The 15429-nt window shown below is 69.4% G+C and carries 16 protein-coding genes; 13 read left to right on the top strand and 3 right to left on the bottom strand.

Annotated features, from left to right (window positions below; all coding sequences use genetic code 11):
- Positions 1–779: 779 nt before the first annotated feature.
- The 3 genes from ACH4TP_RS31805 to ACH4TP_RS31795 all read left to right on the top strand — a co-directional run bounded on the left by ACH4TP_RS31805 (position 780) and on the right by ACH4TP_RS31795 (position 3831).
- Entirely contained in the window at positions 780–1883 is a 1104-nt protein-coding gene (locus ACH4TP_RS31805) for a type III polyketide synthase (RefSeq protein WP_398439862.1), read from the top strand.
- 16 nt (positions 1884–1899) lie between these two features.
- Positions 1900–2898, top strand: coding sequence for a class I SAM-dependent methyltransferase (locus ACH4TP_RS31800; protein WP_398439861.1), 999 nt, complete (start codon positions 1900–1902; stop codon positions 2896–2898).
- A gap of 528 nt (positions 2899–3426) precedes the next feature.
- On the top strand, positions 3427–3831 hold the full coding sequence (locus tag ACH4TP_RS31795) for a RidA family protein (RefSeq protein WP_398439860.1): 405 nt from the start codon (positions 3427–3429) through the stop codon (positions 3829–3831).
- 33 nt (positions 3832–3864) lie between these two features.
- On the opposite strand, the gene ACH4TP_RS31790 is transcribed toward ACH4TP_RS31795, so the two are convergent.
- Together ACH4TP_RS31790 and ACH4TP_RS31785 are read right to left on the bottom strand one after the other, a co-directional pair.
- Positions 3865–4674 carry an IS5 family transposase gene (locus ACH4TP_RS31790; protein ID WP_398439859.1) on the bottom strand — a complete coding sequence of 270 codons (810 nt, stop codon included), beginning with the start codon at positions 4672–4674 and terminating at the stop codon, positions 3865–3867.
- Between the two features lie 83 nt (positions 4675–4757).
- The gene (locus ACH4TP_RS31785) at positions 4758–5342 is read right to left on the bottom strand and encodes a DinB family protein (protein WP_398439858.1); all 585 of its coding nucleotides are present in this window, start codon (positions 5340–5342) and stop codon (positions 4758–4760) included.
- 363 nt (positions 5343–5705) lie between these two features.
- Between ACH4TP_RS31785 and ACH4TP_RS31780 the strand changes: the two genes are divergently transcribed.
- The 7 genes from ACH4TP_RS31780 (at position 5706) to ACH4TP_RS31750 (ending at position 11547) form a co-directional block, all read left to right on the top strand.
- Positions 5706–7196, top strand: coding sequence for a YHS domain-containing protein (locus ACH4TP_RS31780; protein WP_398439857.1), 1491 nt, complete (start codon positions 5706–5708; stop codon positions 7194–7196).
- 1 nt (position 7197) lies between these two features.
- Entirely contained in the window at positions 7198–7443 is a 246-nt protein-coding gene (locus tag ACH4TP_RS31775) for a toluene-4-monooxygenase system B family protein (RefSeq protein WP_389238448.1), read from the top strand.
- Entirely contained in the window at positions 7440–7796 is a 357-nt protein-coding gene (locus tag ACH4TP_RS31770; RefSeq protein ID WP_398439856.1) for a Rieske 2Fe-2S domain-containing protein, read from the top strand. Before ACH4TP_RS31775 ends, ACH4TP_RS31770 begins: the two co-directional genes overlap by 4 nt.
- 32 nt (positions 7797–7828) lie before the next feature.
- Positions 7829–8197 carry an MmoB/DmpM family protein gene (locus tag ACH4TP_RS31765; protein ID WP_398439855.1) on the top strand — a complete coding sequence of 123 codons (369 nt, stop codon included), beginning with the start codon at positions 7829–7831 and terminating at the stop codon, positions 8195–8197.
- Between the two features lies 1 nt (position 8198).
- Positions 8199–9218, top strand: coding sequence for a toluene monooxygenase (locus tag ACH4TP_RS31760; RefSeq protein ID WP_398439854.1), 1020 nt, complete (start codon positions 8199–8201; stop codon positions 9216–9218).
- Positions 9219–9541: 323 nt separating this feature from the next.
- Positions 9542–9967 (top strand): hypothetical protein, encoded by a 426-nt coding sequence (locus tag ACH4TP_RS31755; protein ID WP_398439853.1) that lies wholly within the window; start codon positions 9542–9544, stop codon positions 9965–9967.
- A complete protein-coding gene (locus tag ACH4TP_RS31750; RefSeq protein WP_398439852.1) occupies positions 9964–11547 on the top strand; it encodes a multicopper oxidase family protein in 1584 nt (527 codons plus the stop codon). The genes ACH4TP_RS31755 and ACH4TP_RS31750 overlap by 4 nt, the downstream gene beginning before the upstream one ends.
- Before the next feature lie 409 nt (positions 11548–11956).
- On the opposite strand, the gene ACH4TP_RS31745 is transcribed toward ACH4TP_RS31750, so the two are convergent.
- A complete protein-coding gene (locus ACH4TP_RS31745) occupies positions 11957–13075 on the bottom strand; it encodes an alkene reductase (protein WP_398439851.1) in 1119 nt (372 codons plus the stop codon).
- A gap of 83 nt (positions 13076–13158) precedes the next feature.
- Between ACH4TP_RS31745 and ACH4TP_RS31740 the strand changes: the two genes are divergently transcribed.
- The 3 genes from ACH4TP_RS31740 to ACH4TP_RS31730 all read left to right on the top strand — a co-directional run bounded on the left by ACH4TP_RS31740 (position 13159) and on the right by ACH4TP_RS31730 (position 15377).
- Positions 13159–13521, top strand: a complete 363-nt coding sequence (locus ACH4TP_RS31740) for a MerR family transcriptional regulator (RefSeq protein ID WP_389238458.1) — start codon at positions 13159–13161, stop codon at positions 13519–13521.
- A gap of 220 nt (positions 13522–13741) precedes the next feature.
- Entirely contained in the window at positions 13742–13834 is a 93-nt protein-coding gene (locus ACH4TP_RS31735) for a putative leader peptide (protein ID WP_389238433.1), read from the top strand.
- Between the two features lie 127 nt (positions 13835–13961).
- The gene (locus tag ACH4TP_RS31730; RefSeq protein ID WP_398439850.1) at positions 13962–15377 is read left to right on the top strand and encodes a sulfatase; all 1416 of its coding nucleotides are present in this window, start codon (positions 13962–13964) and stop codon (positions 15375–15377) included.
- Positions 15378–15429 lie beyond the last annotated feature (52 nt).

Raw genomic sequence — 15429 nt, 5'->3', positions numbered from 1 at the left:
GCGCCGGCACCCCGGCAGACCCCGTCCGCAAGGACGAGGAACCCGCCCGGTCAGGCAGGCCCGGACGGCACCAGGGCACGGACCGCGACCAGACCACAAAGGCGGCCCGGGTCAGGCAGGCCCACACGGCACCAGGGCACGAGCCGCGACCAGACCACAAAGGCGGCCCGGGTCAGGCAGGCCCGTACGGCACCAGGGCACGGACCGCGACCAGACCACGAAGACGGCCCGGGCCCACCCGGCAGAACCACCACGATGCGCCCCCGGACCGGGCCACGACCTGCATGTCCGCGCCGTGCTCACGGCGCTGCGGCAAGCAGCACGACCCGTCCGCGGCAGCACGGCCAACAGGAACCAGAACGGCTGCCCACCAGGACGAAGCCGCCCTCGCCCCACCCAACCCGGCCCGGCCAGCACCTCACCCAGCGCCTCGCCCCACCCGGCCAACACCTCGCCCCACCCAACCCGGCCCGGCCAGCACCTCACCCAGCGCCTCGCCCCACCCGGCCAACACCTCGCCCCACCCAACCCGGCCCGGCCAGCACCTCGCGCAGGCCCGGCGCCCACGCCGCGAGAACACCGAGGGTCTCATCGGCACAGCACCGGGCCGCGAGGGTCGAGCCACCGAAGCCGGCCGGCGGGACGGGCAGCATCCCGTACAGCCCCGCACCGACCGCCCGCCCCCGCCCAAGCCCGCGTCAAGCCGATCGCAAGCACGACCGGCAAGGGTAGGAAGGCCGAACCGCGCGCCGTCTCCTCAGAAGGTGGACTCCACGGACATGCCAACCATATGCAAACCGTCGGTGGACGTGCCCGAACACGTCATCACCATGGAAGAAACCCTGAAGTTCGCCGAAGAGACCCACCACGGCAAACCCCAGCTGCCACTGGCACTCCGGCTCATCCGCAACACCGGCGTGCAAAAACGCCACATCGTCCAGCCCATCGAACAGACCCTGCGCCACCCCGGCCTCGAACAACGCAACAAGACCTTCGAGACCGAAGCCAAGAAACGCTGCCCCAAAGTCATCGAAGAAGCCCTCGCCCACGCCGACCTGACCGCCCGCGACATCGACGCCATCATCTTCGTCTCCTGCACCGGATTCATGATGCCCTCGATGACCGCCTGGCTCATCAACACCATGGGCTTTCGCACCGACACCCGCCAGATCCCCATCGCCCAACTCGGCTGCGCCGCCGGCGGCGCCGCGATCAACCGCGCCCACGACTTCTGCACCGCCTACCCAAGCGGCAACGTACTGATCGTCTCCTGCGAACTGTGCTCCCTGTGCTACCAGCCCGACGACGACAACATCGGCTCACTGCTCTCCGACGGCCTGTTCGGCGACGCCGTCGCCGCCACCGTCGTCCGCGGCCAGGGCGGCACCGGCATGTCCCTGGAACGCAACGCCTCCTACCTCATCCCCCACACCGAGGACTGGATCTCCTACGCCGTCCGCCCCACCGGCTTCCACTTCCAACTCGACCGCCGCGTCCCCGGCACCATGCAACCCCTCGCCCCCGTCCTGCGCGACCTGGCCGCCGGCCACGGCTGGGACATCGCCAACCTCGACTTCTACATCATCCACGCCGGCGGCCCCCGCATCCTCGCCGACCTCTCCACCTACCTCGGCGTCGACCTCCACATGTTCCGCCACAGCTCCGCCACCCTCACCCAATACGGCAACATCGCCAGCGCCGTCGTCCTCGACGCCCTACGCCGCCTCTTCGAGGAAAACACCCTCACCCCCCACGCCACCGGCATCATCGCCGGCTTCGGCCCCGGCATCACCGCCGAAATGGCCATCGGCCGCTGGCACACCACCCCCACCCCCACCCCCACCCCCGCCCCCCGCCGCCACGCCCTCCCCGCCACCCTGTGACCCACGGAAGGACACCATGACCACCCACCTGCCCTCCCCCGGCCGCATCCTCGAAATCGCCAGCGGCTACTGGGCCACCGGCATCCTCGCCACCGCCACCCGCCACTCCCTGTTCACCCACATCCACCACGGCCACACCACCCCCCACACCCTCACCGAAAAAACCGGCATGGCCCCCCGCGGCCTGCAAACCCTCCTCGACGGACTCGTCGGCCTCGGCCTGCTCACCACCCACCACGGCACCTACCACAACACCCCCGAAACCGACCTCTACCTCGTCGAAGGCAAACCCACCGACATCAGCGGCTTCGCCCAACTCAAACTCGCCGAAATGGACAAACTCGCCGACCGCCTCGACATCTACACCACCGGCAAACCCCCCACCGACCCCATGGTCGAAATCGCCGACAACCCCCACTGGGAAAACGTCGTCACCGCCATCGCCGGCCTCTCCGTCACCGCCGCCCACACCGCCGCCGAAGCCCTCAACCTCACCGAACTCGACCACCCCCACATCCTCGACATCGGCGGCGGATCCGGCATCTTCTCCTCCATCTGGCTCCACCTCAACCCCACCGCCCACACCACCCAACTCGACTGGGAACCCATCAACAACATCGCCCACCGCCGCCTCACCCCCCACCACCTCAACCACCGCTTCACCCCCCTCAACGGCGACTTCCACACCACCCCCCTCCCCCCCCACACCTACGACATCGCCCTCTACTCCCACATCGCCCACCAAGAAAGCCCCCACGACAACCAAACCCTCTTCACCAAAATCCGCCACACCCTCAAACCCCACGGCGCCCTCGTCATCTGCGACTACATCGTCGACCCCCACCGCACCGGCCCCACCTTCCCCCTCCTCTTCGCCTCCGAAATGCTCCTCAAAAGCAACACCGGCAACACCTGGACCCACACCGACTACACCACCTGGCTCACCCACGCCGGCTACACCACCATCACCACCCACCCCACCAACACCCCCGCCACCCTCCTCATCGCCCGATAAACCCCCACACCACACCACCCACACCACCCACACGCTCCACAACCGCGATATCGAACCCAGACCGGGAATACGAAAAAGCCTTCCGCATCGAGAGCACGAGACTTTCCCGAAGTCTCTGCCACCAGGCGGAAGGCATTCGTATTGGACGGCGAGGCGGCGGTAGCTCCGCGATGCGCGCGACAAGTCCGCGCTTGGATATGCCACTCGGACAGCACGTGCTGTTTGCCGCCCTGTGCGGCCGACGCCACAGGGCTGCCCCAGTCCGTGAGCCTCTTTCATCCTCTACTGGAGGATGAAACGGGCTGGCCGACGGGGGTGGTGAGGAGGCAGGGCATCTTGTCGTCGGCGTAGTGGTCCACTCATCACACCGGCCGCCCGGAGGAGCGCCACTGCAGCCAATTTTGTGCGCGCAGAGAACACTGAGACAGCGCTACCAGACAAGCATCGTTTGTACGGACCCGTAACTTCTACTCGCAAGGGACCTGTCTGCAACTGACGGTCCCGCGCGCTGTATTAAGGGAGTGAGTCATGAGTTCTCAGGTGAAGGTATTCGGGTTCGACATGCCGTGGGAGTCGCTGTACGGGTACAGTCAGGCAACTCAGGTCGATGACACGGTTTATGTGTCGGGGCAGCTGTCTCATGACCGTCACGGCAACTTCGTGGGTGTCGACGACTTTGAACTGCAGGTCCGCACCACGCTGGAGAACCTGGACCTGGTGCTGGGGCAATTCGGGGCCGAGCGTAGCCAGATAGTGGAGACTACGGTTCTGGTGAGGAAGCTGCGGGAGAACTTCGACACGACAGCACGCCTCCACGCCGAGTACTTCGGGGAGCACCGGCCCGCCAGCACGGTCATGGGCGTTTCTGACTTGGCGCTGCCGGATCAACTCGTGGAGATCGGCGCGCTTGTGCGTCTCGACGTGAAGGCATAGGTGAGGAGGTCGGCCTGCTTCCTTCGACCTCTTTCATCCCGGATAGTTGCAGGTCAGCAGCGTGTGGACAGCCTGGACGATCATGCTGATGCGTCGGGTGGAACGTCTGGCTCGCCGTAGTAGCCGCCAGGCTTTCAACTGGGCAAAGGCGCGTTCGCCGGGGGCTCTCAGCCGGGCGTGGTCGCGGTTGAACTGCTGGTAATGCGGAGGATGTTCGCGGTGGCGGTAGTACGGGGTGCGGACGGTGGCGCCGGCGCCCTGGTAGGCGCGGTCCGCGAGGACGAGGATCTGTCGGGTCAGGCAGGCCTGGATGATGCCGTGGGCGCGGGCCGCGGTCAGGTCGTGGGTGCGGCCCGGTGTTGGCCGGGAGAACCACAGCGGTGTGTCGTCGGGACGGGTGATGACCTGCACGTTCATGCCGTGCTTGCGGTGCTTTTGCGAGTAGTAGGGCTCGTCGGCGTGGATACGGTCGGTGGGGATCAGGGTGCCGTCAACGATGACGTGGTCGCCCTCACCGAGGCCGGTGAGGGCTTCGTGGAGGCCGGGCGCCCAGGAGACCAGGACGTCCCGGGTCTCGTCCACGTACCGCCAGGCAGTGGCCTGGGATATCCCGAAACCCGCTCCGAGCTGGGAGAACGTCTCGTTCTTGCGCAGGTGGACGAGGGTGAGCAACGCCTGCTGGAAGCAATCGAGCTTGCGCCAGCGGGTGTTGCGGGCCAAGCGATGCTCGTACAGCAGCCAGGAGCCATGCTCGACGAGCTCGTACGGGACGTCGAGCATGGCTCGATACGGAACCAACAGGAGCATCCCCTCGATCGCCGGCGTGACGAGTGAGACCACCACGCCGGCGACGAGGGGCCCTGCCGCGTCACCACCCTCGCTGACCAGCCCGTTTCACCCTCCAGCACAGGATGAAAGAGGTTCCGTTACTCCTTGATGGATGCGGCCGACCTGGCGGCCTGCTCGATCTTCGCGCGGTAGGCCGCACGGGCTTCTTCGTCGATCTGCTTCTCGTGTTCGGGGCGCATTCCGGTCCGGCCGTCGAGGCCCTCGCGGAGGATGTCGGCGTGGCCGGCATGGCGGTTGGACTCGCCGAGGACATGGACCATGACGGCGAACAGGTTCGTGTGGGAGTAAGGCTCCGGCCACCAGGGCACGTGACCGGGGGCGTCGAGGGGAAGCTCATTGATCGTCGCGTCCGAGTGTTCCCATGTGCGCCGGTAGAACCCGATGATCTGATCGCGGGTCTCGTCCTCGGTCGCCCACTGGTCGCTGCCGTCGGAGTCCTGCCACCGGCACAGCGGTTCGGGGGAAGGGCGGCCGAAGACCTCGCCGAGGTACCTGGCTTCGACGGTGGCCACGTGTTTGACCAGGCCGAGGAGGTTGGTCCCGGTCGCTGTCAAAGGCCGACGGGCGTCGTACTCGGACAAGCCGTCGAGTTTCCAGAGCAGCGCCTCGCGGTCCCGCCGCAGTCTCCCGTGCAGGTTGTCCTTCGCGAATTCATCGATCATGCGGTATGAGCCTGCCATGGGCTGCTCGTGGTCTCAAGATCCAGTATCTCGTATCTCGTATCTCGTATCCCGTGTCTCCTATCCAGTACGCGGTTCGCAACGGCTGACAGAGTCGAGGCCGGGACCGTCGAGTCGGCCGTTGGAGCTGTAGCCGACGAGGGTAGTGGTCGACCGGTTGACCAGCGGGACGTGGAGTCGTAGCCGAGTTCCGGGCAGGCTGCCAGGGCGTCCAGGGGGCGCACCCTGTGGTGCGAGTCGAACCGTTGTGCTTCCGAGGGGCGGCCCGCGAAGGTTCCCCCGTTGTCCTCTGCCTCCGATAGTGGTTGCCCGGCGCACATGAGAACGGCACCGAAGGAGTAGCACATGCCTGCCCTTCCCCGCTCCGCCTGGTACGACCTCACCCGGGACATGAACTGGACGCTGTCGTACGTCGATGAGGATCGGGCGTTCCCCCAGGACGTCTCCAACACGTACGGCGTGCCCACCGAGGCGTGGTGGGAATGGGACGAGCCGTACAAGATCACCTACCCCGAGTACGTGCACAACCAGGCCGGCAAGGACGCGGCGGTCTACGCGGTGAACCAGGTGGCCGCGCGTTCGCACGTCTATGAGCGCCTTGATCCGGGGTGGCGGGCGGCGGTCCTGGCCCACTACGGGGTGACGCCGTTGTCGGAGTACCTGGGGGCGATCGCCGAAGGCCGTATGGCACGGTTCGGGCGGTCGGCGGCGTGGCGGAACATGGCCGTCTTCGGCACGCTCGACGAGATCCGGCATGCGCAGATCCAGGCGTACTTCGCCTACAGCCTGCTGGGCAGGGAACCGCGTGCCGACTGGGCGCACCGGACCTTCCACACCCAGCACTGGGGAGCGATCGCCGCCCGGGCGGCTTTCGACGACACCTTCGGCGGGAACGACGCGGTGTCCACGGCGATCCAGCTCACCTTCGCGCTGGAGACGGGGTTTTCCAACCTCCAGTTCCTGGGGATGGCGGCGGAGGCCCTGGAGGTCGGGGATCTGGAGTTCGCCGCGCTGATCTCGTCGATCCAGACGGACGAGGCGCGCCATGCCCAGCAGGGCGAGCCGACGATCAAGGTGTTGCTCAAAGCGGGCCGCAAGGACGTCGTCCAGGAACTGGTCGACGTGGCGTTCTGGCGGGTGTGGCGGATCTTCGCCCTGCTCACGGGCATGTCGATGGACTACTACACGCCGCTGGAGCACCGCAGCCAGTCGTTCAAGGAGTTCATGAACGAGTGGATCGTCAAGCAGTTCCGTGAGCAGTTCCGTGATCTGGGGCTGGAGCTTCCCTGGTACTGGAACGACCACTTCCTGCCCGAACTGGACTGGTTCCACCACACCGCGCAGATCGGCGTGTGGTACCTGCGGTCCACCATGTGGTGGAACCCGCATGCGGGGGTGTCTCCGGCGGAACGTGCCTGGCTGGAGGAGAAGTACCCCGGCTGGGGCGAGAACTACGGCCTCATGTGGGACCAGCTCGCCACCTGCCTGCGGGAGGGGCGGGAGATCCCCACGGCGCTGCCCACGCTGTGCCACACGTGCAACCTCCCGCTCACGAATCCGGCGGGCCACCGCGCGGGGACGCTGGACTCCCCCGAGCCCCTCACCGCGGAGCACGCGGGGCGGCGCTACTTCTTCTGCTCGGCGCCGTGCCGGTGGATCTTCTCGCTGCGGCCCGAGCGGTACGCGGGACACGTCGACTTCACGGAGCGGTTCGTGGCCGGCGACGTCCAGCCGGCCACCCTGGAAGGAGCCCTGGCCTACATGGGACTGACGCCCGCGGAGTACGGCGACGACTCCGTCGGCTACGCGTGGATCTTCGACCGGAAGGAACCGTGAGGTGACCGCTCTTCCCGTGCAGGTGGCCGTCGATCGCGAACTGATCGTCCGGCTCGTCCTGCTCGACGACACCGACTCGGTCGAACAAGCCGCGCGGAAGATCACCGACCAGGTCCTGGGCGCCTTCGTTCCCGTGCGGGAGCAGCCGCTGACCGTCTCCCACCAGGGTCGCGTGCTCGATCCGCGACGCACGCTCGGCGCCTGTGAGGTCGGGCCGATGGACGTCCTCCGGGTGGCGTACGCATGAGCGCCGACGTCCGTTGGACACCGGTCGCCGCCGACGGCGACCTGTGGGAGGGCGACATCCTCGGCGTCGACGTGGCGGGCCGCGCGATCCTCCTGGTGCGCCTCGCGGGTGGGGCGGTCAAGGCGTACCAGGGGACCTGCCCGCACCAGGGCCTCCCGCTGGAGGACGCGGACTTCGACGCGGACACCGGTGTCCTGACCTGTTCGGGCCATCTGTGGGAGTTCGACGCGGCCACCGGGGCCGGGATCAACCCGAGCAGCTGTCTGCTGGCCGAGTACACGGTGCGGGTGCGGGAGGGATCGGTGGACGTCGCCGTTCCCCCGGAGAGCGACGACCAGCGAGGAGTCGGCTGATGCGCGCGGATCGGATGGAGCAGACGGGTCGGATGGAGCAGACAGGTCGGGCGGAGGCGCGGACGGCGGACGAGGCGACCACGGACGCGACGGCCGCGGGCGTCGCACCGCCGAGGCTTGTGGGTCCCGTGCTCCGGGGCATGGACGCCGACCTGGCCCAGGCGGTCATCGCCGCGGTGGAGACGGACAACCCCGGGCAGGAGGTCCATGTGGTCGACCGCGGCGGGTACATCCGTGTCCACACCGTCGGCCGGTGCCGGCTCACCCAGGCCAGTCTGGAGGCGGAGCTGGGGCAGGCCTTCCCGCTGTCCAGGCTGGAACCCGCGCTGGGCGCCTTCGCCGGGCGGATGAGAATCACCGACGACGAGATCACCTGGTACCTGGCGAGGCAGGAGGACTGACATGGCGAACCCACCGCGCCCCGGGGCGCGCACCTGGAGCCTGCTCGGCGACGTCCGGCGCAAGCCCAGCCCGTACGAGGCGGTCACCGCCCGGTTCCAGTACACCTTCCGGCGCGAGCCCGCTCCTTTCGAGCTCGATCGCGGCGCTCCTCTCAACCAGTGGTACCTGGCCCATCGGGAAGGCTCCGCTTTCCAGGTGCCCGACTGGGAGGGCTTCCGCGACCCGTACCGGCTGACCTACAAGGACTACGTCACGCTCCAGCACGAGCGGGAGGTCCACACCGACCTGCTGATCGACGAGCACGAGTCGGCACGCACCCTGCACAGGCTGGATCCCGCCTGGGTGGCGGTGCTGCGCCGGCTCGCCGTCCCGCTGCGTTTCCCCCTGCACGTGCTGCAGATGACCGCCTCGTACGTCGCCCACATGGCACCGTCCGCGTTCATCACCAACTGCGCCGCCTTCCAGGCCGCCGACGAGGCCCGTCGGATCCAGCGCCTGGCCTACTGGACCAGAGCCCTGGCCGACGCGCACGACGACAGCCTCGCCGAGACCGCCACGGCCCGCACGGCGTGGGAGGGGGACCCCGCCTGGCAGCCGCTGCGCCGCGTCCTGGAAGAACTCCTGACGGTACGGGACTGGGGCGAGGCGTTCACCGCGCTCAACCTCGTCGTCAAACCCGCGCTCGACGTGCTGGTCAACGAGTCGCTCGCCGAACTGGCCCGGGACAACGACGACGTCTTCCTCGCCGACCTGTGCACCGAGTTCCGGCACGACAGCCGTCGCAGCCGCGACTGGACCTGCGCCCTCGTCCGCTACGCCCTGGAACAACGCCCCGACCTCGCGGAGCTGCTACGCGACTGGACGGACACCCGCCGGCCGGACACGCAGCAGGCCACTGCGGCACTGGCCGCGCTGTTCGCCCAGGCACCCGTCCTCGTCCTTCCCGAAGACGTCCACACCGCCGTCGGTGACGGACTGACGTCACTGCACACGGACAGCGGCCTGCATCCATCGGCCTGACACCGCCACCGCCGAACAAGAACAAGAACAAGAACGATCCGGCGAACTCCTCTGCGAACAGCAAACAAACGAACCACAGCCCACCGTCGCTTTACCTTCTCAAAAGACGGACATGGCCATCTCGGTCCCCCCGCGGACCCCTCGCGAAACGGAGTACGCGCACTGCAGACGCCGGACAGGAGAGGCGTGGCCCAATCTCGATCCACCCACTGGCTTTCACTGGACTTTGCCAAACTCGAGAACGGCTGGAGAACATCCAACTCTCTTGACAGAGAGCCGAGTCCAGGTTGCAGGCCGTCGGGCGTTCCGGTTGTATCACCAGCATGTCATTACGTACCTGCCTGCTGTCCCTGCGCATCGCCACCGCATTCCTGTCGGTTCTGATGCTCGCCCAGGTCGCCCTCGCCGGAGGCTTTCTCGGTGGTCATTACGACATGCTGGCCCTGCACGGAACGCTCGGCCGCGTCATCACCGTGGTCGCCCTCCTGACGGCCGTCGCCGCCTTCCTCGTCCGCCGCGCCGGAGGGCCGCGAGCGGTCCTGCCCGCGGCGATCGCCCTGGTGCCGGTCCTCGTGGGCCAGATCGCCCTGGGCATGGGGCGCGCCGTCACCCTTCACGTCCTGCTCGGCGTCATCCTCGTCTCCGCCGTCGCGGTACTGAGCCAGCGCGTGCTGACCACTCCCCTGCCCCCCAAGACCCCGGCCGCCCCCGCCCCCGAGCGCGACGCGCACCCGGAGCCGGTCCAGTGAGGCGGCGCACGCTCCTGACCGCCGGCGGAGCGCTGCTGGGCACCGGTGCTCTGACAGCCGCCGGCTGGCCCCTGCTCAGCGACTACGCGCGCGAGGGCCGGCCCGGCAAGGTCCTCACCAGCAAGGCCCCGCTGCCCGCTCCCTTCCGCACGCCCCTGCCCGTCCCCCGCGTCCTGCGACCGACGTCCACCAGCGCCACCACCGACACCTACGACATCACCCAGCAGCACGCCGAACTGGAGATCCTGCCCGGGCTGCGCACCAAGGCGTGGACCTACGGCGGCACCTTCCCCGGGCCCACGATCGTCTCCCGCTCCGGACGCCGCACCGTGGTACGCCACCGCAACGAACTCGACCACCCCTCCGTGGTCCACCTCCACGGCGGGCACACCCCCGCCGCCAGCGACGGCTACCCCACCTCGCTGATCCTGCCGGCTAACGGCACCTACGACGCCCAGCGCGTCCACCAGGACATGAACAGCGGACCCCACGGCGCGTCCATGGCCCACCACGCGATGGACCTCGCCGAGGCGACCCGTACCTACACCTACCCCTTCGACCAGCGCGCCGCGACCCTCTGGTACCACGACCACCGCATGGGCTACACCGGCGCCGCCGTCTGGATGGGACTGGCCGGCTTCCACCTCGTCCACGACGACGAAGAACAGCGCCTGCCCCTGCCGCAGGGCGACCGCGACATCCCCCTCATGATCGCCGACCGCTCCTTCGCCGCCGACGGGTCCTTCCAGTACCCCTGGCTCGACCCCCAGCTCCACACCCCCGGCGTCACCGACCCCTACATGAACGGTGTCCTCGGCGACGTCATCCTCGTCAACGGCGCTCCCTGGCCCGTCCACCAGACGCAACGGCTCCGCTACCGGCTACGCCTGCTCAACGCCTCCAACGCCCGCACCTACAGGCTCCAGCTCGACCCGCAGCCCCCGGGCGGCAACGCCCTCGTCCAGATCGGCAGCGACGGCGGCCTTCTCGACTCCCCCCGCGCCCACGACACCCTCGACATCGCCCCCGCCGAACGCTACGACGTCGTCATCGACTTCTCCCGCTACCGCCCCGGCACCCGCGTACGCCTGCTCAACCTCCACGGAGACGGCTCGACGGCCCAGGTCATGCGCTTCGACATCGCCTCCGGCTCCCCCCGCGACGACACCACCGTCCCGGACAGGCTCAGCACCGTTCCCCCGCTCGACCCCACCCGGGCCGCCGTCACCCGCGACTTCCACTTCACCGGCTCCGACGCCGGCTGGACCATCAACGGCACCGCCTACCAGCCCGGACGCGCCCTGGCCCGCCCCACCCTCGGTCAGACGGAGATCTGGCGCTTCACCACCAACTTCCACCACCCCGTCCACCTCCACCTCAACCACTTCCAGGTCCTCAGCCGCAACAACCGCGAGATCGGCCCCCAGGACCACGGTTGGAAGGACACCGTGGACCTCCGCCCCGCCGAAGCCGTCGAAGTCGTCACCCGGTTCACCGACTACGCCGGCACCTACATGCTCCACTGCCACAACCTCGAACACGAGGACATGGCCATGATGGCCGACTACACCACCCAGTGACCCAGGAGTCCCGTACGGAACGAGCGAGGGCGCGTCCGGCTCCCTGCTGACGCCATGTGCCGCTCACCGTGCGGTAGCCCGCGGTGGGGGTCCAAGCGAACAGGGTTCCCGGGCGCTCCCGCACCGTGGAGAGGGTGAGGTCGGAGGGGTCGCACGCAGGTGCGGAGTACCGCCTTGCGGCGGGGGCGTGGTTCCGCCACGTGCGCGTCCGTGTTGTCGCCGGACGCGTCCCAGGTCAGCAGTTCCCCTCCGGTACGCGACCGGAGGTCCTGAAGGACCTGAGGTGCGGGACGGTCGACGACGAAGTACGGGTGCAGCCGCATCACGCAGTACGGGATGGGCCGCTTCGGCGCGTCCCGGTCGAAGCGGTTTCGGTCCGCCTCGGTCCCTCCCGGCCGCCGTGGGGCGCTCAGGAGGCCGCGAGTGCCGGCTCGTTGAGGGCGGGGTAGTCGGTGTAGCCCGTCGCCCCGCCCGTGTACATCAGGTACTGGTCCCGTACGGCGTTGAGCGGCGCGCCGGTTCGCAGGCGTTCGACGAGGTCGGGGTTGGCCAGGAAGCCGCGGCCCAGGGAGATCAGGTCGGCTCCGGCGGCGAGGAGCTTCTCGCCGGCCGCACGGCCGCCGTCGGCGGGCAGGGGCCCTCCCCATCCGAGGACGGGGTTGGCGATCAGGGTGCCCGGCCAGGACTTCCGGATCTCCTGGAACAGCGGCTGGTCGGGGTCGGCGAACACCACGTGCAGGTAGGCCGGTTCCAGGTCGGTCAGGGCGGTGACGAGGGCCCGGTAGATGCTGTCGGTGTCGCCTTCCTCGATGCCGTTGACGCCGACTCCGGGGGAGATGCGCACCCCGACCCGCTCGGGGCCGATCGCGTCCACGACGGCCTGGACCACCTCGACCGCGAAGCGGATCCGGTGGGCGACCGGACCGCCGTACTCGTCGGTGCGCAGGTTGGTGTTCTTCGCGAGGAACTGGTGGATCAGGTAGCCGTTGGCGGCATGCACCTCGACACCCTCGAAGCCCGCGTCCACGGCCCGCCTGGCAGCGGCGGCGAAGTCGGCCACCGTCGCGCGGATCTCCTCCACGGTCAGCTCACGGGGGACGACGGCGGGGCGGCGCCCGTCGGGGGTGTGGATCTCCTCGGGGAGCGCCACCGTCGAGGGCGCGACGGGAACGTGACCGCTGGTGTCCGGGTGGCCGACCCGTCCGCCGTGCTGGAGCTGCACGAACATCCGCCCGCCGGCCTCCCGTACGGCGTCGGTGACCCGTCGCCATCCGGCCACGTGGGCCGGGGTGTGGAGCGCGGGGATGTTGGCGTAGGTCTGGCCGACGGCACTCGGCATGGTGGCCTCGGCGATGATCAGGCCGGCGGTGGCGCGCTGCGCGTAGTACGTGGCCATGAGCGGTGTCGGCACCCCGTCGGCGGCGGCGCGGTTGCGCGTCAGCGGGGCCATGACCAGCCGGTTGGGCAGGGAGAGGGGGCCGAGGGTGGTGGCTTCGAAGAGGCGGGATCCGCCCGCGTTGTTCGTCATGCCGGTACCGTAGAACCTGACACCAATGTCAGATTCAAGAGCGATCCACGGAAGCGAAAGCGTAAGCGGGAACGGGGCGGATGATGCGGATCGGTGAGCTGGCGCGACGCTCCGGGGTGAGCGAGCGTTCCCTGCGCTACTACGAGCAGCAGGGCCTGTTGCTCTCCGAGCGCACCCCCGGCGGCCACCGGTCCTACGGGGAGTGGGCCGTCGACCGGGTCATCCGCATCCAGGCCCTCTACGCGGCGGGGCTGAACAGCAGGAAGATCGCCCTGCTCCTCCCGTGCATGCGGGACGCGGACGGCGGTCCGACCGAGCGCACCACCGGCGAGCTCGTCGAGGAGCTGACGGTCGAACGCGACCGCATCGACCGGATGATCCTCGACCTCGTCCGTTCCCGTGACGTCCTGGACGAGGTCATCGACGCCGCGACCATCAAGGCCTGAGACCTGCCCGGACGGCCTGACCGCCGGGCCGCCGGGCCGTCGGGCCGTCGGGCCGTCGGGCCGTCGGGCCGTCGGGCCGTCGGGCCGTCGGGCCGTCAAGTACGTCACGGCCCCGGCCGGAGCCCGAGCGTCGCCGGTGTTTCGATCATGCGAACTACGCGCGTCAACCAGCCCGTACGCCGTTGACGCCACCCTGACATCTCGACGAGACTCCTGGCCCATGCAGCCCCTTCGTGACCGCTCGGTCACCCTCGTCCAGCGCCGCCACGTGGACCTCGTCCGCGTCGCCGGCGCGGCCTGTCGCTGCGTCTGAACAGCCGGTTTCCCGCTCGCCCGGCCACCACCGCCTCGCCCTCCGCCCGCCCCGCCCGCGGCACCGTCCCCCGCCCGCCGGACCCGGAGGCATGCCCGTACGTCCGCACGCCCTTCTGGAGAACCGCATGTCCACGCCCTTGTCCCGCCGTGCCCTCGGCGGGGTCGCCGCCGGTGCCGCCGCCGCGGCCGCCCTCGGTGCCACCGCGCCCGCCGCGCAGGCCTCCGAGCGGACGGCCCCCGCGGCAGGCCCGCAGGAGCGTCCCTTCCGCGCCGCGCACCCGCGCCGCCACTCCCCGCGGCCCAACATCCTCTTCATCCTGGGCGACGACCTCGGCTGGGCCGACCTCTCCTCGTACGGCTCCCCGCACATCCGCACCCCCCACCTGGACCGCCTCGCCCGCCAGGGCGTCCGCTTCACCGACGCCTACTCCGGCTCCGCGACCTGCTCCCCCACCCGCTTCAGCCTCTACACCGGCCGTTACCCGGGGCGTACGAAGGGCGGGCTCGCCGAGCCGATCGCCGACAAGTCCGTCGGCCTGGAGCCCACGCACCCCACCCTCGCCTCGCTGCTGCGGGACTCCGGCTACGCCACCGCCCTCATCGGCAAGTGGCACTGCGGCTACCTGCCCGACTACTCCCCCACCCGCTCCGGCTGGGACGAGTTCTTCGGCAACTTCGGCGGCGCCCTGGAGTACTACTCCAAGCTCGGCCTGGGCGGCGAGTACGACCTCTACGAGGGCGACGCCGAGTACAAGGACCTGCGCTACTACACCCGGATCCTCACCGAGCGGGCGAGCGAGTACGTCGGCCGCCAGCACGACAAGCCCTGGCTGCTCAACCTGAACTTCACCACCCCGCACTGGCCCTGGATCGCCGACGGCGACAAGGAGACCAGCGACGAGATCGTCCGCCGCATCAAGGCCGGCGACCGCTCCGCCCTCTGGCACCAGGACGGCGGCTCGGTCGAGAAGTACAAGCAGATGGTCGAGGACCTCGACCGCTCGATCGGGCAGGTCCTCGACGCGCTGCGGCGCTCCGGCCAGGAACAGGACACCCTCGTCTTCTTCGCCAGCGACAACGGCGGCGAACGCTTCTCCTACAACTGGCCGCTCTCCGGCAACAAGGCTTCCCTCCAGGAGGGCGGCATCCGCGTCCCCTCGATCCTGCGCTGGCCCGCCCGGATCGACGGCGGCCAGGTCAGCGACCTGCCGGTGTTCACGCCCGACTGGACGGCGACCCTCCTCGACCTCGCCGGCGCCCGCCCCCACCCCGCGTACCCCCTCGACGGCACCAGCCTCGCCGGGCACCTGCTGCGCGGCGCCGAGGTGCCCGAGCGGGACCTCTTCTGGCGGGTACGGGGCGAGAGGGCGCTGCGCCGGGGCGACTGGAAGTACTACCGGGGCAAGTCCGGCCGCGACCAGCTCTTCCACCTGTCCGAGGACTCCCGGGAGCAGGCGGACCGGGCGCCGTTCGAGCAGGCCAGGCTCGCCGAACTGCGGGCCGCCTGGGAGCGGATCGACGCGGGGCTGCTCCGGTACTGAGCCCTGTCGTCGCCGGTGGGCGGAGGCCGACAGGCCTCCGCCCACCGCTCTA

It is taken from the genome of Streptomyces sp. NPDC021012, from assembly GCF_044333355.1.
Taxonomy (GTDB): Bacteria; Actinomycetota; Actinomycetes; order Streptomycetales; family Streptomycetaceae; genus Streptomyces.
This window is presented reverse-complemented; position numbering and strand designations above follow the sequence as displayed.

Coding starts and splice junctions, on each gene's coding strand:
- ACH4TP_RS31795 (WP_398439860.1), top strand. CDS start 3,427: ATGAGTTCTCAGGTGAAGGTATTCGGGTTCGACATGCCGTGGGAGTCG.
- ACH4TP_RS31755 (WP_398439853.1), top strand. CDS start 9,542: ATGTCATTACGTACCTGCCTGCTGTCCCTGCGCATCGCCACCGCATTC.
- ACH4TP_RS31785 (WP_398439858.1), bottom strand. CDS start 5,342: ATGATCGATGAATTCGCGAAGGACAACCTGCACGGGAGACTGCGGCGG.
- ACH4TP_RS31800 (WP_398439861.1), top strand. CDS start 1,900: ATGACCACCCACCTGCCCTCCCCCGGCCGCATCCTCGAAATCGCCAGC.
- ACH4TP_RS31730 (WP_398439850.1), top strand. CDS start 13,962: ATGTCCACGCCCTTGTCCCGCCGTGCCCTCGGCGGGGTCGCCGCCGGT.
- ACH4TP_RS31760 (WP_398439854.1), top strand. CDS start 8,199: ATGGCGAACCCACCGCGCCCCGGGGCGCGCACCTGGAGCCTGCTCGGC.
- ACH4TP_RS31780 (WP_398439857.1), top strand. CDS start 5,706: ATGCCTGCCCTTCCCCGCTCCGCCTGGTACGACCTCACCCGGGACATG.
- ACH4TP_RS31805 (WP_398439862.1), top strand. CDS start 780: ATGCCAACCATATGCAAACCGTCGGTGGACGTGCCCGAACACGTCATC.
- ACH4TP_RS31735 (WP_389238433.1), top strand. CDS start 13,742: ATGCAGCCCCTTCGTGACCGCTCGGTCACCCTCGTCCAGCGCCGCCAC.
- ACH4TP_RS31740 (WP_389238458.1), top strand. CDS start 13,159: ATGCGGATCGGTGAGCTGGCGCGACGCTCCGGGGTGAGCGAGCGTTCC.
- ACH4TP_RS31765 (WP_398439855.1), top strand. CDS start 7,829: ATGGAGCAGACAGGTCGGGCGGAGGCGCGGACGGCGGACGAGGCGACC.
- ACH4TP_RS31770 (WP_398439856.1), top strand. CDS start 7,440: ATGAGCGCCGACGTCCGTTGGACACCGGTCGCCGCCGACGGCGACCTG.
- ACH4TP_RS31745 (WP_398439851.1), bottom strand. CDS start 13,075: ATGACGAACAACGCGGGCGGATCCCGCCTCTTCGAAGCCACCACCCTC.